General features: G+C 62.9%; 22 protein-coding genes. 12 read left to right on the top strand and 10 right to left on the bottom strand.

The window, feature by feature from the left end; translation table 11 throughout:
- Nucleotide 1 precedes the first annotated feature (1 nt).
- Both E8Q41_RS13795 and E8Q41_RS13790 read right to left on the bottom strand, forming a co-directional pair.
- The gene (locus E8Q41_RS13795; RefSeq protein WP_137156127.1) at nucleotides 2-1,156 is read right to left on the bottom strand and encodes an FAD-dependent monooxygenase; all 1,155 of its coding nucleotides are present in this window, start codon (nucleotides 1,154-1,156) and stop codon (nucleotides 2-4) included.
- Between the two features lie 49 nt (nucleotides 1,157-1,205).
- Nucleotides 1,206-1,451 carry a zinc-finger domain-containing protein gene (locus E8Q41_RS13790; protein WP_137156126.1) on the bottom strand — a complete coding sequence of 82 codons (246 nt, stop codon included), beginning with the start codon at nucleotides 1,449-1,451 and terminating at the stop codon, nucleotides 1,206-1,208.
- Between the two features lie 123 nt (nucleotides 1,452-1,574).
- Here E8Q41_RS13790 and E8Q41_RS13785 point away from each other — a divergent pair, with 123 nt between their 5' ends.
- Nucleotides 1,575-2,357: an alpha/beta hydrolase gene (locus tag E8Q41_RS13785; protein ID WP_137156125.1), complete on the top strand. Its 783-nt coding sequence runs from the start codon at nucleotides 1,575-1,577 to the stop codon at nucleotides 2,355-2,357.
- 9 nt (nucleotides 2,358-2,366) lie between these two features.
- Here E8Q41_RS13785 and E8Q41_RS13780 read toward each other — a convergent pair whose 3' ends face one another.
- Entirely contained in the window at nucleotides 2,367-3,161 is a 795-nt protein-coding gene (locus E8Q41_RS13780) for an enoyl-CoA hydratase-related protein (RefSeq protein ID WP_137156124.1), read from the bottom strand.
- Nucleotides 3,162-3,239: 78 nt separating this feature from the next.
- Here E8Q41_RS13780 and cysE point away from each other — a divergent pair, with 78 nt between their 5' ends.
- Both cysE and E8Q41_RS13770 read left to right on the top strand, forming a co-directional pair.
- Nucleotides 3,240-4,064: a serine O-acetyltransferase gene (cysE, locus tag E8Q41_RS13775; RefSeq protein WP_137156123.1), complete on the top strand. Its 825-nt coding sequence runs from the start codon at nucleotides 3,240-3,242 to the stop codon at nucleotides 4,062-4,064.
- Between the two features lie 90 nt (nucleotides 4,065-4,154).
- Nucleotides 4,155-4,358: a DUF3126 family protein gene (locus E8Q41_RS13770; RefSeq protein ID WP_137156122.1), complete on the top strand. Its 204-nt coding sequence runs from the start codon at nucleotides 4,155-4,157 to the stop codon at nucleotides 4,356-4,358.
- A 143-nt stretch (nucleotides 4,359-4,501) separates the two neighbouring features.
- On the opposite strand, the gene gltA is transcribed toward E8Q41_RS13770, so the two are convergent.
- A complete protein-coding gene (gltA, locus tag E8Q41_RS13765) occupies nucleotides 4,502-5,791 on the bottom strand; it encodes a citrate synthase (RefSeq protein WP_137156121.1) in 1,290 nt (429 codons plus the stop codon).
- Between the two features lie 281 nt (nucleotides 5,792-6,072).
- Here gltA and E8Q41_RS13760 point away from each other — a divergent pair, with 281 nt between their 5' ends.
- Nucleotides 6,073-8,463, top strand: a complete 2,391-nt coding sequence (locus E8Q41_RS13760) for a ComEC/Rec2 family competence protein (protein ID WP_246660183.1) — start codon at nucleotides 6,073-6,075, stop codon at nucleotides 8,461-8,463.
- A 3-nt stretch (nucleotides 8,464-8,466) separates the two neighbouring features.
- Here E8Q41_RS13760 and glp read toward each other — a convergent pair whose 3' ends face one another.
- Genes glp through E8Q41_RS13735 form a run of 5 tightly spaced genes read right to left on the bottom strand, consistent with a single transcriptional unit; the run spans nucleotide 8,467 to nucleotide 13,916 of the window.
- On the bottom strand, nucleotides 8,467-9,693 hold the full coding sequence (gene glp / locus E8Q41_RS13755; RefSeq protein ID WP_137156120.1) for a gephyrin-like molybdotransferase Glp: 1,227 nt from the start codon (nucleotides 9,691-9,693) through the stop codon (nucleotides 8,467-8,469).
- A gap of 1 nt (nucleotide 9,694) precedes the next feature.
- Nucleotides 9,695-10,180, bottom strand: coding sequence for a cyclic pyranopterin monophosphate synthase MoaC (moaC, locus tag E8Q41_RS13750; RefSeq protein WP_137156119.1), 486 nt, complete (start codon nucleotides 10,178-10,180; stop codon nucleotides 9,695-9,697).
- A gap of 1 nt (nucleotide 10,181) precedes the next feature.
- Nucleotides 10,182-10,994, bottom strand: a complete 813-nt coding sequence (gene trpC, locus E8Q41_RS13745; protein ID WP_137156118.1) for an indole-3-glycerol phosphate synthase TrpC — start codon at nucleotides 10,992-10,994, stop codon at nucleotides 10,182-10,184.
- Nucleotides 10,995-11,001: 7 nt separating this feature from the next.
- Nucleotides 11,002-12,012: an anthranilate phosphoribosyltransferase gene (gene trpD, locus E8Q41_RS13740; protein ID WP_137156117.1), complete on the bottom strand. Its 1,011-nt coding sequence runs from the start codon at nucleotides 12,010-12,012 to the stop codon at nucleotides 11,002-11,004.
- A gap of 17 nt (nucleotides 12,013-12,029) precedes the next feature.
- Nucleotides 12,030-13,916 (bottom strand): peptidylprolyl isomerase, encoded by a 1,887-nt coding sequence (locus tag E8Q41_RS13735; protein WP_137156116.1) that lies wholly within the window; start codon nucleotides 13,914-13,916, stop codon nucleotides 12,030-12,032.
- Between the two features lie 279 nt (nucleotides 13,917-14,195).
- On the opposite strand from E8Q41_RS13735, the gene ytfQ reads away from it, so the two are divergent.
- The 8 genes from ytfQ (at nucleotide 14,196) to E8Q41_RS13695 (ending at nucleotide 22,490) form a co-directional block, all read left to right on the top strand.
- Nucleotides 14,196-15,158: a galactofuranose ABC transporter, galactofuranose-binding protein YtfQ gene (gene ytfQ, locus E8Q41_RS13730; RefSeq protein ID WP_137156115.1), complete on the top strand. Its 963-nt coding sequence runs from the start codon at nucleotides 14,196-14,198 to the stop codon at nucleotides 15,156-15,158.
- Nucleotides 15,159-15,264: 106 nt separating this feature from the next.
- A complete protein-coding gene (gene ytfR, locus E8Q41_RS13725; protein ID WP_137156114.1) occupies nucleotides 15,265-16,791 on the top strand; it encodes a galactofuranose ABC transporter, ATP-binding protein YtfR in 1,527 nt (508 codons plus the stop codon).
- Nucleotides 16,788-17,774: an ABC transporter permease gene (locus E8Q41_RS13720; protein WP_137156113.1), complete on the top strand. Its 987-nt coding sequence runs from the start codon at nucleotides 16,788-16,790 to the stop codon at nucleotides 17,772-17,774. The genes ytfR and E8Q41_RS13720 overlap by 4 nt, the downstream gene beginning before the upstream one ends.
- A complete protein-coding gene (gene yjfF / locus E8Q41_RS13715) occupies nucleotides 17,771-18,736 on the top strand; it encodes a galactofuranose ABC transporter, permease protein YjfF (protein ID WP_137156112.1) in 966 nt (321 codons plus the stop codon). The genes E8Q41_RS13720 and yjfF overlap by 4 nt, the downstream gene beginning before the upstream one ends.
- A 10-nt stretch (nucleotides 18,737-18,746) precedes the next feature.
- Complete coding sequence (locus tag E8Q41_RS13710; protein ID WP_137156111.1) at nucleotides 18,747-19,517, top strand: FadR/GntR family transcriptional regulator; 771 nt, start codon at nucleotides 18,747-18,749, stop codon at nucleotides 19,515-19,517.
- Between the two features lie 57 nt (nucleotides 19,518-19,574).
- Nucleotides 19,575-20,876 (top strand): hemolysin family protein, encoded by a 1,302-nt coding sequence (locus tag E8Q41_RS13705; RefSeq protein ID WP_137156110.1) that lies wholly within the window; start codon nucleotides 19,575-19,577, stop codon nucleotides 20,874-20,876.
- Nucleotides 20,877-20,964: 88 nt separating this feature from the next.
- Nucleotides 20,965-21,870 carry an AraC family transcriptional regulator gene (locus tag E8Q41_RS13700; RefSeq protein WP_137156109.1) on the top strand — a complete coding sequence of 302 codons (906 nt, stop codon included), beginning with the start codon at nucleotides 20,965-20,967 and terminating at the stop codon, nucleotides 21,868-21,870.
- A 143-nt stretch (nucleotides 21,871-22,013) separates the two neighbouring features.
- Nucleotides 22,014-22,490, top strand: a complete 477-nt coding sequence (locus tag E8Q41_RS13695; RefSeq protein ID WP_137156108.1) for a cupin domain-containing protein — start codon at nucleotides 22,014-22,016, stop codon at nucleotides 22,488-22,490.
- Nucleotides 22,491-22,639: 149 nt separating this feature from the next.
- Here the strand turns inward: E8Q41_RS13695 and E8Q41_RS13690 are convergent, their stop codons facing one another.
- Complete coding sequence (locus E8Q41_RS13690) at nucleotides 22,640-25,180, bottom strand: autotransporter domain-containing protein (protein WP_170976479.1); 2,541 nt, start codon at nucleotides 25,178-25,180, stop codon at nucleotides 22,640-22,642.
- Between the last annotated feature and the right edge of the window lie 72 nt (nucleotides 25,181-25,252).

The following is a 25,252-nucleotide window of genomic DNA, read 5'->3' as shown; positions in this document are numbered from 1 at the left end:
TTCAGCCCGGCGCCCTGTAGCCATAGAGCCAATCGAGATCGGCGGCCACGCTGTCCGGCTTGCGCAGTCTCAGCACCACGTCGCGGGCGACGCGGACGGGGCCGCGGGCGTGATAGGCGAATTTGTTGAAGGCTCCGCGCGAACGGACGCGGGCGATGCGCGCCCGGCGGCTGCGTTCGAAAAAGGCCAGAGCGTCGGCGAGATCGACATTCGCTGAGGCGACGCCCGCCAGCTCAAAAGCGTCTTCGATCGCCATGGCCGCGCCTTGGGCCGCAAACGGCGTCATGGCGTGAGCGGCGTCGCCGATCAGCACCTTGTCGCGGCCATCGGTCCAGCGACCTTCCGAGACGCCGAACAGCGGCCACCAGGTCGGCTTCGGCGCATAGGAGAGCAGCGTTCTGATGTCGCGGTGCCAGCCCGCGAATTGCGTGGTCATCTCGTTGCGATGGGTGGGATTGCAATCGGCCGCCCAGGTCTCGCCGGGATTGGCGCCGCTCGACAGCGCCACGACGTTGAATGCGCCGGCATCGCGCAAGGGATAGGCGACGATATGGGCGCGCGGGCCGACGAATGCGGTCACATTGCGCGGGTTGAGGAAGGAGGGCGCGTCCTTCTCCGGAATGATGAAGCGCCAGGCGACCATGCCCGAAAATTCCGGCTTCCCCGCCGAGGGGATTGACGCGCGGAACCGCGACCAGACGCCGTCGGCGCCGATGGTGAGATCGGGCGCGCCGCCCAGCGCGGACGCCAAAGCATCGGGCGTGTCGTAGCCGGCGGACAATCTGAGATCCACGAGCGGCTCGTTGCCGACCGCTTCGAGCAGCGTCTTCTGCAATGTGGCGCGGTGAATCGCGGCATAGGGCGAACCCCAGCGGCTGGCCGCCAATTGCTTGGCCGAAATCGAGGTGAGCGGCGCAAGCGTCGAGCCGGACACCAGACAGATATTGTCGGGCTCGCGCCAGACGGGGCGCAGTTTCTCTTCGAGGCCGAGTTGTCCGAGAATATAGGTGGCGTTGGGAGAAAGCTGGAGCCCGGCCCCGACTTCCTGCAACCGGGAAGCCTTTTCGACGACAACGCAAGACACGCCCTTGCGCGCGAAGGCGAGGGCGCTCACGAGTCCAGCTATGCCGGCGCCAACGATAGCGACGGTTTTCATGGTCTTTGATGATCCTGTCTTCGCGCCGTAAACCGGGCGCGACAAAGCGTTACGCAGCGCGCTCGATATAGACGCAACCGGCCGGATTGGACTGGTTGGCCTTGAGCGAGGGGTCGTAGCGATACAGCGTCGAGCAATAAGAACAGATCTTCTCGTTCTCGTCGCCCATGTCGATGAAGATATGCGGGTGGTCGTACGGCGCCGACGCGCCGGTGCACATGAATTCCTTGACCCCGATATTGATCGTCTTGTATCCGCCGTCATTCTGGAAGTGCGGAATGCTGTGCCCAGCCATGCATGTCTCCGAAGGCAATTTATTTCGTGCCGCAACATAATCTCTCGGACGGCAAATGTGTAGGGTGAAAACGTCGCAACCCGCCTCCATGGGCATAAAATTCGAGCCGAGACCGATCCCGCCATGCATCAGACCATTCCCGAGTTTTCCCGTTTTCGTCATTCCGATCTGGACTTCGCCTATTTCGACGTCGGGCCGCGCGACGCCGCCCCGGTGCTGCTGATCCACGGCTTCGCGTCGTCGGCTCTGGTCAACTGGGTGCATCCCGGCTGGGTGCAGACGCTGCTGAAAGCGGGCCGGCGGGTGATCGCGATCGACAATCGCGGCCATGGCGAAAGCGGCAAGCCGCATGATCCCGCCGCCTATCATCCGGCGCTGATGGCGGACGATTCGGCGGCTCTGCTCGATCATCTCGGCATTCGGACAGCCGATGTGATGGGCTATTCGATGGGCGCGAGGATTTCGAGCTTTCTGGCGCTGCATCATCCCGAACGGGTGCGTTCGCTGGTCTGGGGAGGCCTCGGCTATGGTCTCGTTCAAGGCGTCGGCGACTGGGACCCGATCGCGGACGCTCTGCTCGCGCCGTCGCTGGATGACGTCACCCATGAACGCGGACGGATGTTCCGCGCCTTCGCCGACAAGACCGGCAGCGACCGCGTGGCGCTCGCCGCCTGCATTTCCTCGAATCGCGTTCTGGTGACGGAAGCCGAAGTGGCCCGTATTCTCCAGCCGGTGCTGATCGCGGTGGGCACAAAGGACGACATCGCCGGCGATCCGCACAAGCTCGCTTCGCTGCTATCGGACGGACGGGCGATCGACATTCCCGGACGCGATCACATGTTGGCGGTCGGCGACCGGGTGTTCAAGCAGGCGGCGCTCGACTTTTACCAAGATCTCGACCGCTGACGCGCCGCGTCACCGACCGGTGAAAACGGGCCGACGCTTCTCGGTGAAGGCGCGCCGACCTTCGGCGTAATCCTCGCTTTCGAATGTCGCGGCGCCCAAGGCGTCCGCGTCCCGCTCGAGATCCGCATCGTCTTCCGCCGCCGCCCGCAGCGCTAGCTTGGCGGCGCGGATCGACAGCGGCGCATTGCCCGCAATCCGGCGGGCGAGCGCGGCTCCGGCGTGATCCAGAGCCTTCAGGTCCGGGTGCACGGCAGATATGAAGCCCGCGGCCAGCATGTCGGGCGCTGTCCGGGTTTCGCCGGTGAACAGCATCTGCCGCGCCTGCTGCTGGCCGAGCGCCAGGGCGATGTCCCGCATGGCCGAGGCGGGATAAGCGAGACCGAGCCGGGCAGGCGGCACCGAGAAGCGCGCGTCCTCCGTTGCGAGGCGGAGATCGCAGGCGGCCGCCAGGCCAAATCCACCGCCGTGACAGGCGCCCGCAATCAAGGCAATGACGGGAACGGCCGACTGCCGGATCGCCGCGAAGGCTGAGACATTGACGGCTTCGTAGCGGCGCGCGCTTTCGGCGTCCTTTCTGACGTCGGCGAATTCCGAGATATCCGCGCCGGCGGAGAAGTGCGCGCCGTCTCCGGCCAGCAGAATGACGCGCGCGCCATTATCGACCGCGGCCGCGACGGCGTCCGGCAGAGACGCCCACATAGCGAGGTTGAGCGCATTGAGTCGCGCCGGCTGGGAGATGCTCAGACGCGCGATCTCCGCGTCGATAAACAGGCGAATTTTACCCTCTGCAAACTCCAATTTCATTCCCACCGCCACCCCATTTAAATAGATCGCGACATGACCTATATTGCCGGTCCCGAGGAAGCTCAAGGAGAGCCGTAAATGGCCGCCACATCCGAAATCCGCGTCAATGAATCGGTCAAGAGCATGGACCCGATTTGGGACGAACTTCGCCAGGAAGCGCGGCAGGCGGCTGAGCGGGACCCGGTTCTCGGCACCTTCCTCTACTCGACAATCATCAATCACAAGACGCTCGAGGATTCCGTGATCTATCGCATCAGCGAGCGTTTGGATCACGCCGATATCCCCTCGGTTCTGCTGCGGGCGGCCTTCGAGGAAATGCTCACGGACTGGCCGGAATGGTCGGCAATCATCCGCGTCGACATCCAGGCCTATTACGACCGCGATCCCGTCTGCACGCGGTTTCTCGAGCCGGTGCTCTACTTCAAGGGCTTCCACGCCATCCAGACGCATCGGCTGGCGCATTGGCTGTTGAAGAACGGCCGCAAGGATTTCGCGCTTTATCTGCAGAGCCGGTCGTCCAGCGTGTTCCAGACGGACATCAACCCCGCTGCCCGCATCGGCAAGGGCTTCTTCCTCGATCACGCAACCGGGCTCGTTGTCGGCGAGACCGCCGTGATCGGCGACAATGTCTCCATCCTGCAGGGCGTCACGCTCGGGGGCACCGGCAAGGAAAGCGGCGACCGTCATCCGAAAGTGTCGGACGGCGTGCTGATCGGCGCGGGCGCGAAAGTGCTCGGCAACATCCAGATCGGCAAATGCTCGCGCATCGCCGCCGGCTCTGTGGTTCTGAAGCCTGTTCCGCCGAAGACAACGGTCGCCGGGGTTCCGGCGCGCGTGATCGGCGAGGCTGGATGTTCGGAACCTTCGCGCTCGATGGACCATTTGCTGACGAGCTTCGAATAAACAGGTGAACTAGGTCGCGCTCTCGCTTGCGGCGCACGCCATGGCGTGGCACAAGCGCCGCAACCCGATCGCGAATATGGAGTAAGAGCTTTGAAAGCCGAAGAACTCAAGAAACTCGACGCCTATCTCAAGAAGACGCTGAACCCGGCGATCACGGTCAAGGCGCGTCCGCGCAAGGACGATTCGGCCGAAGTCTATATTGGCGACGAATTCCTGGGCGTCATCTACAAGGACGATGAGGACGGCGACCTGTCCTATAACTTCTCCATGGCGATCCTCGACGTCGATCTCTGATCGCCGCCAACCGCATTTGAATTACAAAGCCCGCGCCGCCGATCTGGCTGGCGCGGGCTTTTTGTTTGTCCGTTCCCAACGCCACGACATGAAAAAGCCGGGCCCCGAAGGACCCGGCTCGATGCATTTGCGATCGCTGCGGCTCAGCGCTTGGAGAGCGGCACGTAGTCGCGCAGCGGAGCGCCGACATAGAGCTGGCGCGGACGACCGATGCGCTGCTGCGGATCCTCGATCATTTCGTTCCACTGGGCGACCCAGCCGACGGTGCGGGCGAGCGCGAACAGCACGGTGAACATTTCGGTGGGGAAGCCCATCGCCTTCAGCGTGATGCCCGAATAGAAGTCGATGTTCGGGTAGAGCTTCTTTTCGATGAAATATTCATCCGACAGCGCGATGCGCTCGAGCTCCATCGCCACTTCGAGCAGCGGATCATCCTTTACGCCGAGTTCGCCGAGCACTTCATGGCAGGTCTTCTGCATGATCTTGGCGCGCGGGTCGTAGTTCTTGTAGACGCGGTGACCGAAGCCCATCAGGCGGAACGGATCGTTCTTGTCCTTGGCCTTGGCGACATATTGCGGAATGCGCTCGACCGAGCCGATTTCGGCCAGCATGTTGAGGGCCGCTTCGTTGGCGCCGCCATGAGCGGGGCCCCAGAGGCAGGCGATGCCGGCGGCGATGCAGGCGAAGGGGTTGGCGCCCGACGAACCGGCGAGGCGCACGGTCGAGGTCGAGGCGTTCTGCTCATGGTCGGCGTGCAGGATGAAGATGCGATCCATGGCGCGGGCCAGAACCGGGTTCACCTTGTACTCTTCGCAGGGGACCGCGAAGCACATGTGCAGGAAGTTGGCGGCGTAATCGAGATCGTTCTTCGGATACACGAAGGGCTGGCCGATATGATACTTATAGGCCATGGCGGCGATCGTCGGCATCTTGGCGATCATACGCAGCGAAGCGACCATGCGCTGATGCGGATCGGTGATGTCGGTCGAGTCGTGATAGAAGGCCGAGAGCGCGCCGACCGTGCCGCACATCACCGCCATCGGGTGCGCGTCGCGACGGTAGCCGGTGAAGAAGCGGCTCATCTGCTCATGCACCATGGTGTGGCGCGTGACGCGGTTGTCGAAATCCTTCTTCTGGGCCGCCGTCGGCAGGTCGCCGTACAGCAGGAGGTAGCAGACTTCGAGGAAGTCGCCCTGTTCGGCCAGCTGATCGATCGGGTAGCCGCGATGCAGCAGAACGCCTTCGTCGCCGTCGATATAGGTGATCTTGGATTCGCAGGACGCCGTCGAAGTGAAGCCCGGGTCATAGGTGAAGGCGTTGGCAGCTTTGTAGAGCGGCGCGATGTCGACGACGTCAGGCCCGATCGATCCCGATCGGACGTTGAGCTCAACCTGTTTGCCGTCGAGCGAAATAACCGCTTTCTTATCAGCCATAATATCCTCCGTTCAGGATAGGGATGCAGCCACAAAGCCGCCACAATTTCAGTGCGCGCTTTTGCTATCTGATTTCTTGAACAAAGCCAACCATACCAAAGAGGTATTGCTGCGATGCAGTTGAGGTTTTGGCACTGCAAAACCCGGAAATCAAAGAAAATTTTTATGAGAATGGATTAAATCGGTTTGCACTTCGTTCAACTCTGATCAAATCGGGGCCGCGACGTTTTAACGTTGAATTTTGCAAACATCAGTTGCAATCTTCGCCGGGGGCCGGCGAAATGGCGGAAGCAGGCGAGGCGGAAAGACAGGCGGCGCGACGGATCGTCTTCGACGACGCCGATCTCGACTCGCAACTCTTGCCGCGCGCGCTGTCGCAGCAGGGAGAATTGGCGCCGGAAAGGCCTGCGCCGCCGCCCGGTCTCAGCCTTCCGATCGGCAGGATCGGCGCAGAATTCCGCGCCGGCTTACGCGTCGAGGCGGAATTCGGCCATGTGTTCCTCTGGGCGCCGGTCATGTTTGGCGCGGGCGCTGCGCTGTGGTTCGCCGCCGATGCGACGCCATCGCTCACCGCGCTGCTGATCCTGCTTTTCCTCTCCGGAGTGCCGGCGTTTCTGCTGAGCCGGGAGAGGCCCGGGGAACGTGCGCTTGCGGCGGCGGCCTTTCTTGCCACCGCCGGCGCCATGGCCGCCGACTGGGAAAGCCGGCGGGCCGGAACGCTGCTTCTCGATGGTCCGGTCACCACGACGATCCGCGGACGGGTGGAAACGCGCGAAACGGATGGACGCGGCCGTTGGCGCTACAGGATCCGGGTGGAGGAAACCGAGCGTCCCCGGCTGAAGCGGCCGCCCGATATCGTGACGGTGACGGGAGGGAGCGGCGAGGCGATCGATCTGGGCGAGGGAATCGAGGGCAGGGCGCGCCTGACGCCGCCCTCGGGGCCGGCGCTGCGCGGCCTCAACGACTTCGCCTTCGACGCCTATTTTTCCGACCTCGGCGCGCAGGGCTATTTCTATGGCGCGCCCGAACCGTGGGACGCGCCGTCGTCCGCTGACGAAGCGAACCTTTTGCGTCGCGCGGTCGGCTGGATCGAACCGCTGCGGCTGGCGATCAGCGCGAGAATCCGCTCCATATTGCCGGGCGATGTCGGCGCCTTCGCCGCATCGATGGTGACCGACGACCGGCGGGCGATCTCCAAGGAAACGACCGAGGCGCTGCGACTGTCCGGGCTCGCCCATATCGTGGCGATTTCGGGTCTCAATATGGCGCTCGCCGCCGGCCTGTTCTTCGTCGGCTTGCGGATGGCGCTCAGCCTGTCGCAGCGGATTGCGCATAGCTGGCCGGTCAAGCGCATCGCAGCCGTGGGCGCGCTCGTCACCGTGACCGGCTACTACCTGATCTCCGGTTTTGCTGTCTCTGCAGAGCGCGCCTATGTGATGATGGCGATCATGCTGATCGCCGCCATCTCGGGACGGCGCGCCATCAGCCTGCGCAATGTGGCGCTGTCGGCGATGATCATCCTGGCTGCAACGCCATCCGCCGTGCTGGGGCCGGGCTTTCAGATGTCCTATGCGGCGACCATTGCGCTGGTCGCCGGCTATTCGGCCTGGCTGCGGCGCGACAGCGGTCCGTCGCTGGTCGAGGTCATGCCGCTGCTGCGACCGATGGCGCCGATATGGCGCTTCTTCATGGCCGTCTTCGTCACATCGCTGATCGGCGGGTTTTCGACGGCGTTATTCTCCGCCGAACATTTTCACCGGCTGGCCGCCTGGGGGCTGCTCGCCAATCTCCTGGCCATGCCGATCATCTCCTTCATCGTCATGCCCTGCGGATTGATCGCGCTGCTGCTGATGCCGTTCGGTCTCGACTGGCTGCCGCTCGAAATCATGGGCTGGGGGCTCGGCTGGGTGATCGGAGTGGCGCATTGGACGGCCTCGCTCGGCGGAGATTGGGTGACCGGACGGCTGCCGGGCTGGTTCTTCGTGAGCGTCGCCACGGGCCTGCTGATTCTGGCGCTGTGCCGCAGCCGGCTGCGGCTCGCCGGCCTCGGTCTTTGTCTGATGGCGGCAGCGGCTCTCGCCGTTACGCCGGGACCATCACCGCCGCGCCTGATCATTCACGAAAGCGGTCGACTGCTCGGGCTGACGACCGGGGAGGGAATCGCGGTCAATGAGCAAAAGCCGGAGGCCTTTATCGTCGATCAATGGCGGCGGGCTCTCCGGCGCGACAGGATCGACAAGCCTGATATGTCCGCCTCCCTCGATCTGCCGCGTCCGGGCAGGGATGCGCCGCCCGCCGATCTCGACGCGGTGAGGGAACGAATGCGCATAATGAAGGCGTCGCTGCCGTCGAGCCGGTTCCTGTGTGAAAAGAACGGTTTCTGCGCCGGTCGCGTAACGGACGCCATCAGGGTGGTGGTCATCGCGAGGGCGGCATTCGCCGGGCCGGCCTGTGATGAGTTCGAGATCGTCGTGGCGCCGGTGAGGCTGGGTTTCGACGAATGCCGCTCCGGGGCGCGACTGGTGACGCTGGCGAGCCTGCGCCGAACGGGAACGCTGGAGATTTCCGTGAAGGGGGCGACGTTCGAGGAAACGTCGTCCTTCACCTCGATCAGCCGCCCGTGGCAGCGGCACCGCGCCTATGACTGGCGGCAGGACAAGTTCGTGGAATAGAGCTTAATCGCCGGCCCGCAGGACGAGAATCTCGCAGGTCTCGCCGGCCTTGACCGCCGGAGCGTTCGGCGGACGGATGATCAGCGCCTCGGAATTGGCGAAGATCTTCATCTGCGACGAATCCTGCTTGCCGTAGGAGCGAACGACCAGCCGGCCGTCGTCATTATGATGCAGCCTTGCGCGCAAATAATCCTGCCGGTGGTCGTTGGCTGCGAGATCGGTTTCGGTGATCGCGGCGGTCCGTCGGTCGGGCGGGGCGCGCCGCGCCAGCGTTGCAACAAGCGGCTCCAGGAACAATAGGCCGCAAACCATGCTGGACACCGGATTGCCCGGCAAGCCGAGCACCTGGATGTCGCCGAGCGCGCCGACCATCAGCGGCTTGCCCGGCCGCATGGCGATGCGCCAGAAATCGAGCCGCATGCCGAGACCGATCAGCGTCGACTGGACGAGATCATGATCGCCGACCGAGGCGCCGCCCAGGGTGACGATGACGTCCACGCCCCTGGCCTTGGCGCGGTCGACCGCGTCGGCGATCGCCTTGGGATCGTCGGCGACGATGCCGAAATTTTCGACATCCGCGCCGGCCCGGCGCGCCAGCGCCGCGATGGCGAAAACGCTCGACGCAACGATCTGGTCCGGGCCGAGTTCGCTGCCGGGCTCGCGCAATTCGTCGCCGGTGGCGATGAGGCCGACAAGCGGACGCTTGTAGACTGTGATTGCGGCGTGGTTCGAGGCCGCGGCCAGCATCAGCCGGCCCGGGTCGAGCAACAGACCCTCCGCAAGCACGACTTCGCCTTCGACGAAATCCTGCCCGCGCGGGCGGATATGACGGCCGAGATCCGGCAGGAAGGCGAGTTCGATCCTGTCGCCTTCCCGGCGCACCGCGTCTTCCTGCAACAGCACGGTGTCGGCGCCTTTCGGCACGGGCGCGCCGGTGAAGATGCGCACCGCCTGTCCGGCCCCGACCTCGCCTGCAAAGGAGCGGCCTGCCGCCGATTCGCCTGTGACGGAGAGGGCGTCGCCGATTTGCGTGACGTCGCCGCGCCTGAAGGCGTAGCCATCCATGGCGGAGGCGTCGAAGGGGGGCTGGGTGATGCGCGAAACCACGGGGTCGGCCAGCACGCGCTGATCGGCGTCCCAGATCGGCAGCGTCTCACGCGTCTCGATCGGGCGGGCTGCGGCCAGTAGGCGGGCTTGCGCCTCTTCGACCGGGATCAGCGGCCCGGCCATCTCAACCCGCGTCCCTGACGAAATCGCCGGATTTGCCGCCGGACTTGCTCTTCAGCCTGATGTCGATGATCTCCATCGCTTTGTCGGCGGCTTTGGCCATGTCGTAGATGGTGAGGCAGGCGACCGAAACGGCGGTCAACGCTTCCATCTCCACGCCTGTCTTGCCGGTCAGCTTGACCATGGCTTCGACGCGAAGGCCGGGCAGGTCGGCGTCCGGCGTGATGTCGACCGTCACCTTGCTGATCATCAGCGGATGGCAGAGCGGAATGAGGTCCGAGGTCTTCTTTGCCGCCATGATGCCAGCGAGCCGGGCCGTGCCCAGCACGTCGCCTTTCTTGGCGTCGCCGGAGAGAATGAGTGTGAGCGTGTCGGCGCGCATGCGCACCGCTCCTTCGGCCACCGCAATACGGACCGTCTCGGTCTTGTCGCCGACATCGACCATGTGAGCCTCGCCGGACGCGCCGATATGAGTGAGGCTCTCGCTCATCTCAGGCGGCTTCCGAAGGCGAGGCGAGGCCGAGGAGTTCGCGGGTGGCGGCGGTCACATCGGCCTTTCGCATCAGGCTTTCGCCGACCAGGAAGGTCGAGATGCCCGAGGCCTTGAGCCGGTCGCAATCCGCCAGCGTGAAGATGCCGCTTTCGCCGACCAGCAGACGATCGCTCGGAACCATGCCTGCAAGCCGCTCGGAGGTGGCGAGGTCGACCTCGAAACTACGGAGATTGCGGTTGTTGACGCCGATCATCCGCGACTTCAGGCGCAGAGCCCGCTCTGTCTCGGCTTCGTCATGCACTTCGATCAGCACGTCCATGCCGAGTTCAAAAGCAGTGTCTTCGAGCGCTTCGGCTTCGTCGTCGGTCAGCGAGGCCATGATGATCAGGATGCAATCGGCGCCCCAGGCGCGCGCTTCATAGACCTGATAGGGAACGAAGAGAAAATCCTTGCGCAAAGCGGGCAGGGCGCAGGCCGCGCGGGCGGCGGTCAAAAATTCCGGCGCGCCCTGAAAGCTTGGCCCGTCGGTCAGCACCGACAGGCAGGCGGCGCCGCCCTGCTCATAGGCCTTGGCCAGCGCCGGCGGATCGAAATCGGCGCGGATCAGGCCCTTGGACGGGCTGGCCTTCTTGATTTCGGCGATCAGACCGAAAAGGCCGGCGTCGCGCTTCTTCTCAAGCGCGGCGAGAAAGCCGCGAGGGGCGTCGACACCGGCAATCTTCGCCTTGAGATCGGCGAGCGACACCGAGGCCATGGCGGCTTTGATTTCCTGGCGCTTGTAGAGTTCGATCTTTTTCAGGATATCGGCCATGTCAGCCTCACGAATTGGAAACGGCGATCAGCCGGTCAAGCGCGGCCCGGGCGGAGCCCGAGGACAACGAATGTTCGGCAACGGTCACGCCCTCGGCAATATCCTTCGCCTTGCCGGCGACCACGAGCGCGGCGGCGGCGTTGGCGACGGAAATATTGCGATAGGCATTGGTCGCGCCATCGAGAATCGCCCTGAGCGCGCCGGCGTTATGTTCGCCGTCGCCGCCGCGGATCTCGTCGAGCGTGATCGGCTGCATGCCGAAATCGGAAGGCGTCAGCGTGAATTCACGGATCTCGCCATTCTGCAGCGCCACGACCTGGGTTTCACCGGTCAGCGTGATCTCGTCGAGGCCGTCGCCATGCACCACCCAGACATCGGTCGAGCCGAGGCCCCTGAGGGCTTCGGCGACCGGGCGCAGCCATTGCGGCGCATAGACGCCGAGCAGCTGACGCTTGACGCCGGCGGGATTGGAGAGCGGTCCGAGCAGGTTGAAGATGGTGCGCGTGCCGAGCTCCACGCGGGTGGGCCCCACGAAGCGCATGGCCGAATGATGCTGCTGGGCGAACATGAAGCCGATGCCGGCTTCGGCGATGCAGCGCGCCGTCACGTCGGGCGTGATGTCGAGCTTGACGCCGAGCGCCGACAACGCATCCGCCGTGCCGGATTTCGAGCTCTGGGCGCGATTGCCGTGCTTGGCCACAGGCACGCCTGCGCCTGCGGTGATGATCGAGGCCAGCGTCGAGATGTTGTAGGTATGCGCGCCGTCGCCGCCGGTGCCGACGATGTCGATGGCGTTGTCGGGCGCTTCCACCGTCAGCATCTTGTCGCGCATGGTGCTGACGGCGCCCTGGATTTCCTCCACGGTTTCGCCGCGCACCCGCAGGCCCATCAGAAAGGCGCCGATCTGGCTGGGCGTCGCGCCGCCCGACATGATGATGTCGAAGGCGGCCCGGGCGTCGTCCGCGGCAAGCGGCTGACCGGCCGCCACCTTGGCGAGATAGGGCTTCAGGTCGGCCATGGCTGTTCCCCCCGGAGTTAGCGGACCATCAACTGGTTTGCGAGCGTGCGGTTGACCGAAACGCCATATTCCGCCTGCAATTCGCTGACCAGCTGGTCGAGGAAATCGTCGCCGGCGCGCGCTGCGGCCTGCTTGATCTGCTCGGAATTGTTTTCGAGCGCGTCGGTCGGCGGGGTGTTCTGCACGTCGGTGACCTTGAGCACGATCTGGCTCTGGCCATCCGCGCCGGCCGCCGCCGTCACAAAGCCTTCGGGACCTCCGAAGGCGGCATTGATCGCGGCGGCGCCGAGCACGGCGTCATCCATGCCGCGCTTGATGTCCGCCTTCGATTCGACGGCGATCTTCAGCGTCGCGGCGACATCGGCGATCTTGGCGCCGTCGCGCACCTGCTTGGAAATTTCTTCGGCCTTCTTGGCGAGCGCGAGCTGCTGCTGTTCGCGGGTCCAGTCGGCCACCACCTTGGCGCGGACTTCCTCCAGCTTGCGGTCGCGGTCCGGCGTGACGCCGTTGACCTCGAACCAGACATAGCCGCCATTGGCGAGATCGAGCGGCAGGGGTTCGACGCCTTCGTCGGTCTTGAAGGCCTCGGTCAGCAGCCTGGCCTGTTCCGGCAGGTTGGCGACTTCCTTTTCGGAAGGATCGCGGCCGGTGGCGTCGACGGCGTCGATCGTCACAGACTTCAGCTGCAACTGGCTGGCGGATTCGGCGAGGGACGCGCCGGAAGCGCGGGTGTCCTCGAAGCGGTCGTGCACGCCCTGGATCTCGTCATTGGCGCGCACCAGAGCGAGCTGCTTGCGGATGTCGTCCTTCACCGCGTCGAGCGGCTTGACGACTTCGGGCTTGATATTGGTGACGCGCAGGATGACGGGGCCCAGAAGGCCGTCGGTGACCGGCGTCACGCCGCCTTCGGTCTTCACGGCGAACGCCGCATCGGCCATTGCGGGGGTCGGAAGCTTGTCTTTGGTGAAGTCGCCGAGCAGCACGTCGGTCGCGGTCTTGCCCTGTTCGGCGACCAGCTGGTCGAAGGTGGTCCCGGCGGCCAGCTTGGCGGCGGCGGCGTCAGCCTCGGCCTTGCTGGCGAAGGTCAGCTGTTCGACGGTGCGCGTCTCAGCCGTGCGATAGGCGTCGATATGCTTGTCGTAATCGGCTTTCACGTCTTCGTCGGTGACGGCGGTCGCGTCGGCGATGTCGGACGGCTCGAGCTTCACATAGGTGATCTTGCGGTATTCAGGCGCGCGATACTTGCCCTTGTTGTCTTCGAACCACTTGGCCAGCGCCGCATCCGTCGGCGCGCCGATGGGATCGATATTGGCGTTGGTGAGGATCAGGTAATCGATCGTGCGGCGTTCGTTGCTGAAATCCTCGAGCGCCTTGGTCAGCGTCGCCGGAGGGGTGAAGCCGTTGGAGACCGCGTCGGCGATCTGCACGCGCACGGCCTCGCGCTCCTTGTTCTTGATGTAATCCTCGGTGCGGATGCGGGCGTCGTACAGGCGACGCTCCATCAGCTGCCGGCTGAAGGCGCCGGAAGGATCCTTGAAGGCGGGCTCTTCCTGAATGAGCTGCAGCAGCCGCGTTTCGGACATTCCGAGCTTCATGTCGGAGGCGAGCTGGTCGAGCGCCGCAGCCGAAGCGAGCTGGCCGAACACCGTGCTTTCGAGACCGAACAGCTTCGCCTGTTCCAGCGTCAGGCCGGGAATGCTCCGCTGCATCTGGCTATAGACGCCGTTGAAGACGAACTGGAACTCCGAATTGGACACCTTTTGGTCGCCGACGGTCACGACGGCGTCATTGGCGCCTGAGAACATCGAGCTGTGGACGCCCCAGATGCCGAACGAGGCGACGAGAAGGATAAGCAGGGCCTTTGCGACCCAGGTTTTCGCGGCTTTACGCAGAAGTTCGAGCATCGGGCGTCCCAAATTGTTATTCTTGTCGCCTCATAGAAGGCGCGTCCGTACTATGGCCGGACGAAGGTCTAGGCTTTTACTCATGCGTCGGGCGGCGTGGCAAGCGTTAAAATGGCGGCGACAGGCGGAGCGGCGCGGTCGCGAAAGCAAAAAAAGCTGAGCGTTTTTATACATCTGTGACTTGCAGCGTGAATTAGGGATAACTGCTGCTTTACAAAAATATTATTGTATGATTTTTTGATCGCGGCTGGTGGAGCAGCCATCATTTGGGAGGAAATCATGAATAAGTTCAAAGCGCTTGCGAGCGCCACGGCTCTTGCTGTCTCGTTTTTCGCCGCAGGTCAGGCTATGGCCCTGACGGTGGGGTTCTCGCAGATCGGGTCTGAATCCGGTTGGCGCGCCGCCGAAACCACGGTGACCAAGCAGGAAGCCGAGAAGCGCGGCGTCGATCTGAAATTCGCCGATGCGCAGCAGAAGCAGGAAAACCAGATCAAGGCGATCCGCTCCTTCATCGCCCAGGGCGTCGATGCGATCTTCGTGGCTCCGGTGGTCGCAACGGGCTGGGACGACGTGCTGTCGGAAGCCAAGGACGCCAATATTCCGGTGATCCTGCTCGACCGCACCGTCGACAGCGACAAGAGCCTTTACCTGACCGCCGTCACCTCGGACCTCGTCCATGAAGGCTCGGTCGCCGGCAAGTGGCTGGCCGACACCGCCAAGGACAAGCCCTGCAACATCGTCGAACTGCAGGGCACGACCGGTTCGTCGCCCGCCATCGACCGCAAGAAGGGCTTCGAGCAGGCGATCGCCGGCCATGACAACCTGAAGATCATCCGCAGCCAGACCGGCGACTTCACCCGCACCAAGGGCAAGGAAGTCATGGAAAGCTTCCTGAAGGCTGAAAACGGCGGCAAGAACATCTGCGCGCTCTACGCCCACAATGACGACATGGCCGTCGGCGCCATCGAAGCGATCAAGGAAGCCGGCCTGAAGCCGGGCACAGACATCCTCGTGGTTTCGATCGATGCGGTTCCGGATATCTTCAAGGCCATGGCCGCCGGCGAAGCCAACGCCACGGTCGAACTGACCCCGAACATGGCCGGCCCCGCCTTCGACGCTCTCGACGCCTATCTCAAGGACAAGAAAGAGCCGCCGAAGTGGATCCAGACGGAATCCAAGCTCTACACCCAGGCCGACGATCCGCAGAAGGTCTACGAATCCAAGAAAGACCTCGGCTATTGATCTGCCGCCGCGCCGCCGGGTTCCCTTCCGGCGGCGCGGTCTCAATCGAGCACGCCCGCCATTCGTCTTCTCTTGACGGATGGCGTCGCCGGCCGGAGCATATCGCATGACTGCAGAGATGAAGCCGCTGCTTTCGGCGCGCGGCGTGACCAAGACATTCCTCGGCGCCAAGGCGCTGGACGCCGTTGATTTCTCCCTGATGGGAGGCGAAGTCATGGCGCTGCTCGGCGAAAACGGCGCCGGAAAATCCACCCTCGTGAAATGCCTGACCGGCGCCTATCGACGCGACGCGGGCGACATCCTTCTCGACGGCGCGCCCATCGATCCCCGCGACACATTCGAGGCCCAGACGCTTGGCATCGGCACGGTCTATCAGGAGGTCAATCTCCTGCCGAACCTGACGGTGGCCGAGAATATGTTTCTCAACCGGCAGCCGCGCCGTTTCGGTCTGGTCGACAGCCGCGCGATGAACGAGCGCTCCCGCGCGCTGCTTGCCGATTACGGTCTGGATATCGACGTGCGCCAGCCGCTGTCGAGCTTTTCTGTCGCTGTGCAGCAGATCGTCGCCATCGCCCGCGCCGTCGATCTTTCCGGCAAGGTGCTGATCCTCGATGAGCCGACCGCCAGTCTTGACGCGCAGGAGGTCGAGGTGCTGTTCCGCATTGTCGACGGTCTCCGCCGCAAGGGTTTGGGCATCGTCTTCATCACCCATTTCCTCGAACAGGTCTATGCGCTGAGCGACCGGGTGACGGTGCTGCGCAACGGCAGGCTTGTCGGCGCGCGACGCCTGGCGGACTTGCCGCGCAAGGATCTCGTGTCGATGATGCTCGGCCGCGAACTGACCGAAGAGACCAGCCATCATGCGCCGGAGCGCAAACCGGACGCGGAAGCGCGGTTCCGCTTCAAGGGGCTCGGACGCCGCGGCGACATCAAGCCCTTCGATCTCGATATCGGCCGCGGAGAAGTGGTCGGGCTCGCGGGCCTGCTGGGCTCGGGTCGCACGGAAACCGCCGAGGTGATGTTCGGCGTGCGCCGCGCCGACCAGGGTGAGGTGGACATCGACGGCAAGACCGCCGCGATCGCATCGCCCGAAGACGCGATCGCCCATGGTTTCGGCTTCTGCCCGGAGGACCGCAAGACCGACGGCATCATCGGCGATCTCTCGGTGCGCGAAAACATTGTGCTGGCGCTGCAGGCGCGGCGCGGCTGGGCCAAGCCCCTGTCACGCTCCGAGCAGAACGCGCTCGCCGATCACTACATTCAGGCGCTCGACATCCGCACCGACGGCCGCGAAAAGCCGATCAAGCTGTTGTCGGGCGGCAATCAGCAGAAGGCAATCCTCGCCCGCTGGCTGGCGACCAATCCGCAACTGCTGATCCTCGACGAGCCGACACGCGGCATCGATGTCGGCGCGCATGCCGAAATCATCAAGCTGATCCGCGATCTCTGCGAGAAGGGCATGGCGCTCGCCGTCATTTCCTCCGAGATCGACGAACTCATCGCCTATAGCCAGCGCATCCGCGTGCTGCGCGATCACGAACATGTCGCCGAACTGACCGGCGATCAGATGACCGCAAGCGGCATTGTCGACGCCATCGCCGGCGCGCATAACGAGAAGGGTCTTGCGTCATGATCCGCCGCATTCTTCCCCAGATCATCACGCTCGGCATCGTGCTCCTGCTCAACGTGATCCTGTTTCCCGACTTCTTCAACGTGACGTTCCAGAACGGCCGCCTCTATGGCAGCATCATCGACGTGCTCAATCGCGGCGCGCCGGTGGCGCTGGTCGCGGTCGGGATGACTCTCGTGATCGCCACCAAGGGCATCGATCTCTCGGTCGGCGCGGTGGTGGCCATCTGCGGCGCTGTCGCGGCCGCCGCGGTCACCAGCGGTTATCCGCTCGTCGTCACGCTTGCTCTGGCGCTCAGCGTCGGACTGGTGTGTGGCGTGTGGAACGGCGTTCTCGTGTCGGTGCTGAACATCCAGCCGATCATCGCCACACTGGTGCTGATGGTCGCCGGACGCGGCGTGGCGCAGCTGATCACCGAGGGCGCGATCCTGACCTTCAACGAACCCGGCCTGATCTTCATCGGCAGCGGCTCCGCCTTCGGCCTGCCGATGCCGGTGGTGATCTGGGTCCTGTTCGGCGCGGCGGTGGCGCTGCTGGCCCGGCGCACGGCGCTCGGCCTGCTGATCGAGGCGATCGGCGTCAATCTGCGCGCCAGCCGGCTTTCCGGCGTCAAGACGACGGCGCTGATCGTGCTCGTCTATACGCTGTCCGGTCTCTGCGCTGCGATCGCCGGCCTCATCGTCGCCGCCGACATCAAGGGCGCCGACGCCAACAATGCCGGTCTGTGGCTGGAGCTAGACGCCATCCTTGCGGTGGTGGTGGGCGGCAATTCGCTGCTCGGCGGCCGCTTCTCCATCCTGGGGTCGCTGCTGGGCGCCATGATCATCCAGGCGATCAACACCGGCATTCTCACCTCGGGCTTTCCCCCGGAATACAATCTCATCATCAAGGCTGGCCTGATCGTGATCATCCTGATCGTTCAATCGCCGCGGCTGTCCGACGTCGTCGCGCTCTTCAATGCTCGCAAATCCGGGAGCGGGCGATGAGAGCGAAATATCTGCCGCTGGCCGCGACAACGCTGATTTTCCTGGCCGCCTATGCGATCTGCGCGCTGCAATTCCCGAACATCCTGTCGACGCGGGTGATCGGCAACCTGTTCACCGACAACGCCTTTCTCGGCATCGCCGCCGTGGGCATGACCTTCGTAATCCTGTCGGGCGGCATAGACCTGTCGATCGGCTCGGTCATCGCTTTCACAGGGGTGTTGATCGCCGTTCTGCTCAAGAACACCAGCTTGCATCCACTCCTGGTGTTCGCCATTGCGCTCGGTGTCAGCACCGCCTTCGGCGCGGCGATGGGGTCGATCATTCATTATCTGGAGATGCCGCCCTTCATCGTCACGCTGGCGGGCATGTTTCTCGCGCGCGGCATGTCCTTCGTGCTCACCATCGATTCCATTCCGATCGAGCATCCGTTCTACAAGGCGCTGAAGAGCTTCTACTGGAAAATGCCCGGCGGCGGCCGCTTCACGGTGATCGGCGGGCTGATGCTGCTGGTGTTCATCGCCGGCATTGTGATCGCCCACAAGACCCGCTTCGGCGCCAATGTCTATGCGCTCGGCGGCGGCGTGAACACCGCGCGGCTGATGGGCGCGCCGGTGGCGCAGACCACGATCGGCATCTATGCGCTGTCCGGCTTCCTCGCCGGGCTCTCGGGCGTGGTCTACTCACTCTATACATCGGCCGGCTATTCGCTCGCCACCGTGGGCGTCGAACTCGACGCCATTGCGGCGGTGGTGATCGGCGGCACGCTGTTGACCGGCGGAGCCGGCTTCGTCGCCGGCACGCTGATCGGCGTGTTGATCCAGGGTTTGATCCAGACTTACATCACTTTCGATGGGACTCTGTCGAGCTGGTGGACGAAAATCGTGATCGGGCTCTTGCTATTCGGCTTCATACTTATGCAAAAAGGCATATTGCTGGTCTCGAAGGTCGACAACAAAGGGTGAGGAGTTCGTCGTGCGAAGGGGAGTGCTGGAGGCCGTCTTGAGCGGCAAGAAAACGAGAACCAGCCATGCCCAGGTCGTGGATGAACTCGGCCGGTCCATCATCGCCGGAGATTATCCGGTCGGCGCCACGCTGCCGGGAGACCCGGAACTGGCGCAGCGCTTCAAGGTGTCGCGCACGGTTCTGCGTGAAGCCATGAAGACGCTGGCCGCGAAAGGGCTGATCGTGCCGCGGGCGCGGATCGGCACCAAGGTGACGCCGCGCAACCAGTGGAACCTGTTCGATTCCGACGTCCTGACCTGGCATTTCCAGATGGGCGTCGATGGCGACTTCCTCACGCATCTCAGCGAGATCCGCATGGCCTTCGAGCCGCATGGCGCGGCGCTCGCAGCCGAAAACGCCACTGAAGCCGACATCAAGGCGCTCTACCAACTCGCGCGCGACATGGGCGCTGAGGGGCTGACTCCCGAAACGCTGGCGCTTGCCGACCTGCGCTTCCATCTCGCCGTGTCGGAAGCCTCGAAAAATCCCTTCATGCGCACCGTCGGCAGCCTGATCGAGGCGGCGCTGGTGGGCATCTTCAAATTGTCGTCGCCTGCGCCGGGCGACGAACGCGGCGCGGAAGTGTCGGCCTCGCACAAGCTCATCGTCGACGCGATCGCCGCACGCGATCCCGCCAGCGCCGCCGAAGCGATGCGCCGGGTGATCATCACCGGTCGCGACCGGATCAGCCACAAGGTCACCAGCGGCAAGCCTTTGGCAGAATTTGCCCCCGCATCTTGAAGATGACAGGGGGAACCTTTAGGTTGGGTCGCAATTGAAATTGCCCTGGCGCCCCTTGTGACTGAAATTCTCATCATTCTTCTCCTTCTCGTGATCAACGCGTTTTTCGCCATGTCCGAGATGGCGATCGTGTCCGCCAGCAAGCCTTTGCTCCGTCAAAAAGCCAAACAGGGCCATCCCGGGGCGGCGCGCGCTCTCGGTCTCGCAGAGAATTCCGGAACATTCCTGTCCACGGTTCAGGTCGGCATCACGCTTGTCGGCATCCTTGCCGGCACCTATGGCGGCGCGTCGATCACGGAAAAGCTCGGGCCCGAACTCGATGTCATTCCGGCGATCGCGCCCTATGGGCATCTGGTCGCCGGCCTCATCGTCGTGGCTCTGATCACCTATTTCTCGGTGATCATCGGCGAACTCATCCCCAAGCAGCTCGCGCTCCGTCACGCGGAATCGATTGCGATCTTCGTGGCGGGGCCGATGATGCTGCTGTCGCGCATCGCCGCGCCGATCGTCTATCTCTTCGAAGCCTCGGCCCGGTTCCTGCTCAAAGTCATGGGCATGGCGGCCAAGGATGCGGACGAGGTCACGGAAGCCGAGGTGCAGGCGGTGCTGGCCGAAGGCGCCGAAAGCGGCGTCTTCGAAAAATCCGAGCATGAAATGCTGCGCCGGATCATCAGCCTCGCCGACCGCTCGGTGAAGTCGATCATGACGCATCGCACCGAAATCGTCGGCATCGACCTGAAGGCCAGTTTCGAGGATGTGGTGGCGCTGGTGCGGGATTCCGGCCATTCACGCTACCCGGTCATCGACGAAGACAATGACGGCATCATCATCGGCGCCGTCCGCACCAAGGACGTGCTGGCGGCGGCGCAGAATCCGAAGGCCTTTGAGATGCAGGCCTATGTGCAGGAAATTCCGACCATTCCGGAAATGACCACCTGCCTGAAGGCTTTCGAGATCTTCAAGGCGGCCAATATCCATATGGCGATCATCGTCGACGAATACGGCTCGACCGAAGGCATCATCACCTCGTCGGACCTGCTCGAAGCCATCATCGGCATCCTGCCGTCGAATTATGACGATATCGACGACATTCTGGTGCGCGAACGCGAGGATGGCTCCTGGCTGATCGACGGACGGACGCCGATCCACGAAATGCAACTGACGTTCGGCCTCGACAATCTCTCGACCGAAGACGGCTATGAAACCATTGCCGGCTTCGTGGTGCAGGGCCTGCGCAAGAGCCCGGAAGAAGGCGACCATTTCGAGGCCTTCGGCTATCGTTTCGAGGTGATCGACATGGACGGCCGCCGCATCGACAAGATCCTGATGAGCCGGAAGGACGATCCGTCGATCGGGTGACGGTGTAAACCAGATGCCGCGTCTGGTTGATCTGTTCAGTTTCCTAAATTCACGTCGTATAGTCGTGGAAAAGCGACATGAATGACTGATGACGATGAGACGATTGACCGCGCAAATCGAACGCCCGGGATTTCCGGGGAGGCAGCCGATCTTGATGGCTCCGGCCGGCGCGGCCGCTGTAAGCGTCACCCGATATTCACCCGATGTCAGGGCGGGACAAGCGCATGTGGCCAAAATGGTCGCGGAAGACGCCTTTGTCGTTCTCTATCAGCTGCAAACGCATCCATCACACGAATTCAAACTGGACGGACGGCTCCAGACGCCCGAGGCGGCGCCACAAGGCGAGTTAAATATCGTGGACCTCAGGATGGGCGATGCGTGTGGGCGGCTTCTCCATCCCGCCGACACCTTGATGTTTCATGTGCCTTTTCGCGCCATAGAGCATATCTTGGAAGAATCAGGCGCCGCCACAGTTGCGCCGATGCGGGCGCCGCAGCCATGGCGGACCGTAGATCCGGTTGTGCGACAACTTGCGCCCCTACTGGTCGAGGCCCTGGCCGCAAGCGGCGACAAGACCGACCAGCTTCTTCACGAACATCTCCTCTACGGGCTTGGCGCACATTTCGTCCAACGGTATGGCGGCTGGCGGCGACGTGATCCGCAACTGGGCGGTTTGGCGGCCTGGCAAGAAAGACGGGCGAAAGAGATGCTGGACGATGCCGCGACACGGCATTTTTCTATCCGCGCGATCGCGCGTGAATGCGGCCTCTCTCCCGATCATTTCACCCGAGCCTTCAAGGCGTCGGTCGGGATGGCTCCCAGCGCCTGGTTGCAGGCTAGACGCATGGACCGGGCCAAGCAGCTTCTTGAGACTTCGCGCTTATCGCTTGCTGAGATCGCGCAGATCTGCGGCTTCGCCGATCAGAGCCATTTCTCCAGGCAGTTTTCGCGAACCGTCGGAGAAAGCCCGTCGCGCTGGCGACGGAGATTTTGATGCGCGAGGCGCGAAAACGCCCCTCGGTTTTGTTCTAATTCCGTCTGGTCCGTTCACGACGCCAGATCAGCGAAGTCCTATGCTCCAAACGCAAACACTAACGCGACGATTTGGTTTGCGGTAGCAACAGGACAACAGACAGAATGGACAAGACATTTTCAGGCCTTAGCCAACATCTTTTTGGCGCTGCCGACAACAGGAAATGGTTCCAGCCTTTGCCGGGCGAGCAGATCGCCATGCGGGTTGAAACCCATCATACCGGCGGGCTGTTTTCGCTGACAGAGATCATCGTCTCGCCATTTTCAGGACCTCCGCTGCATATCCACCACGATGCGGATGAGGTCCTCTATGTTCTCGAAGGGATTGTTGATTTCGTTTGTGACGGTGAAAATTTCAGGACAGGTCCTGGCGGTTTCGCCGCCATTCCGCGCGGGAAGCCTCACGCGTTCCGCAATTTCGAGGAGACGCCTGCGCGAATGGTGGTCTTGTTGAGCCCCGGCGGATTTGAACAATTCATGCCCGCGATGAACGGTCGGCCGACCAGCGAAATTCCCGAGATGGCGGCTCGTTACGGCATGGAGATCGTCGGCCCGCCGATCGCTGCAAGACATGGCGGCTGATCTCAAACTCGAGTTTGCGGTTTTGCGGCAAGTCAATGGGAGTTCACTGCGAAAGCCAGGGTCAACGTAGTATCTTTGTTAGGCCCGAATGGACCACCGGCGACGCCCTGTGGTCCATTTTTCTTCATGTTCATCACTGTCTGATTTTCTCAAAATCTGACGCTGAGCTGGCCGAAAACGGATTGCATCCAGTTGTTCGAAAAATCGCTCGAGCCGCGATAGGAGAGGTTCAGGCTGGACTGATCGCCGAAGGCAAATCTGGCTCCGATCTGGGCGGTCGCCAGATTGTCCGCAACGGTGTCCAGGTCTGCGGAAAGAGTGCTGTCTGCATCCGATGTGTAATAGGCGTCCTGGGTCGCATCGCCAGACAATTCGCGTTGATATTCCAAGGTTACAAAGGGCGTGATGGACCCGAATTCGACGGAATAGGTCTTCTCCAGCGTCATGCCGACCGACGCCGTGGAGGTGAAGTCGCTGGACGACTGGTAGGTGAGGTTGTCCGCTCCTGCGCCATATTCCTGGGTTTGGTCGAGATGCGTCGCCGTGATCTTGAGCCGGCCATAGGGCGTCGCCTTGATCGCGCCGATATCCGCAATCGTGCTGATCGAGGTCGCCGCAAACAGTTGGTCGCCGTCACGATCGTAGCGGGCGTAGACATCATCAGAAACAAAACGGCGCGCGCTGAAGTCCAGCTTGTTGTATCCGACGACGGCGTCCAGGAACGACTGTTCGGCGAACATGTAGGACCCGTAGCCGGCAATCGAAAACGCCTTTCCTTCGGAACGCGAGCCCATGTCGCCGATGTCGGTTTCATCCAAACCCATGCCGATCGATGCGCCGACGATGAGCGCTTCGCTCAGCCGACGGTCGATGCCGGCGGTCAAGCCGGCGGTCCCATAGTCGAGTTCGGGTTGGCGTCCATGCTCATCGCGTTCGCCGATGCTGTAATTGCCGTTGAACCAGGCCGCATAATCCTCGGCGCAGACCGTATCCGCATTGGATTTGGACAGGCTGCCGCCGTTCACGTTCATGGACAGGGACGACGTCATGCATTCCGATCCATGCAGGGCCGACAGCCGTCCCAGCACCGCGTCGATCTGATTTTCACCAAGCCTGCGCGCCGCGCGCCGCTCCGCTTCCAGAATTCCCGCCAAATCGTCGGTATTCGATGTCCGATCGATGACGATGGTGACCTTGGTGCGGTCCCTGAGACCATTCTTGTCCGTGCCGCGAACTTCGATCGGGAAGCTGCCGGTCTCAAGCGGCGAGCCGCTGACTTTGCCTGACTTGTTCATGGAAAGGCCCTTCGGCAAGGCGCCACCCACCAGCTCGAAGCTGTAGGGCGCCTGGCCGCCGGTTCCATAGAATTGCAGCACATAGGGCGTTCCGAGGTCGCCCGACGGCGCGACCGACGGATTGACGACGATCTTGCCGTTCGAGACGACGATCACGACGCTGACATCATCCGTCACGCCGTTGACGTCGCGCGCGCGGACGGTGATCGGGAAATCGCCCTGTTTTTCAGGCTCGCCCGAAACCAGGCCAGATGATGAAAAAGTCAGTCCCTTCGGGAGCTGTCCCCCGGTCAATTTAAAGCTATAGGGCGCGACGCCGCCTTTGGCGCGAAACTGCAGCTTATACGCCTCGCCGACTTTGCCTGCGGGAGCGGTTTCCGGCAGCGCCGTGATCACGTCCTCATTGATGGAAATCGTCACGCTGACGTCATCGGCAACGCCGTTTGCGTCTACGACATTCACCGTGATGGGATAATCACCGGTTTGTTGCGGCGTTCCGGAAACCAGGCCAGATGCAGAGAAGGACAGACCTTTTGGAAGCGAACCGCTGGTTTTGGAGATGGTGTAGGGGGCTACGCCACCCGCGCCACGGAATTGCAGCGAATAGCTGCTTCCGATCTTGCCCTTCGGCGCCGTCTCCGGCAGCGCCTGGATCTGGTATTCTGCATCGATGACGGAATGGGTGATCTCATTGCTGTCGGCGGCCTTGTAATTGGTGTCGCTTGCGATCCGCGCCGAGATCGTATGGTCGCCCTTCGCGAGCTTGCTCGTCGAGATCGACGCTTTTCCATCGGTCACGCTTGCGGAGCCCAGTCGGACGCCGTCGGCATAAAAGGTCACTTTTCCGGTGGGCGCCGAGAAAGAGGAGCCGACAGACGCCGCTTCGACGGTGAAGGTTACGGCTGAACCGAGGCTGCTTTCGCTTGCCGACTGGCTCACGACCGGCGATGGCGTGGCCTTGGTGACCTTGATGTCCTGAAAGGTTTCCGATTGCATGGTGCTACAGTCGATCAGTTCATCGTCGCCGCTATAGAGGGCTTCAAGACCATATGTGCCCGGCGACGGCGTGTTGAAGCTGAAGGATCCCTTGAACTCGGTCCCGTCTTGCGTCAGCGTCGTCGTTCCCAGATCGGCGCCGTCTTCGATACGGAACGTGACCGTGCCCGATCCGATGTTTCCGGACCAGTCCGCCGTCGAATTGGGCCTGACGGTTACGGTTGCTGCGAACGTCCCGCCATAGGTCAGGTTTTCAGACGTCAATTCGACATACAGGAAACAGTAAGTGCTGCCTGCCCAAACCTGCTGGCCGCCAGTCAATGCAGGGCCGAAGAGGCAGAACAATGCGGCGGCGAATGTCGCGGCGATACGAGACGATATCGATGAAATCTTGAACATTGTGGTCCACAGGCGAAATGAAGGATCAGGCTGTCGGTAGCCTGTGGAATTCGGGCCCTCAATCATGGCGCC

This window comes from Rhizobium sp. FKL33 (assembly GCF_005222915.1).
In the GTDB taxonomy this organism is placed as follows: domain Bacteria; phylum Pseudomonadota; class Alphaproteobacteria; order Rhizobiales; family Rhizobiaceae; genus Rhizobium_E.
Note: the sequence above shows the minus strand (reverse complement) of the source record. Positions and strands in the feature narration are given on the sequence as shown.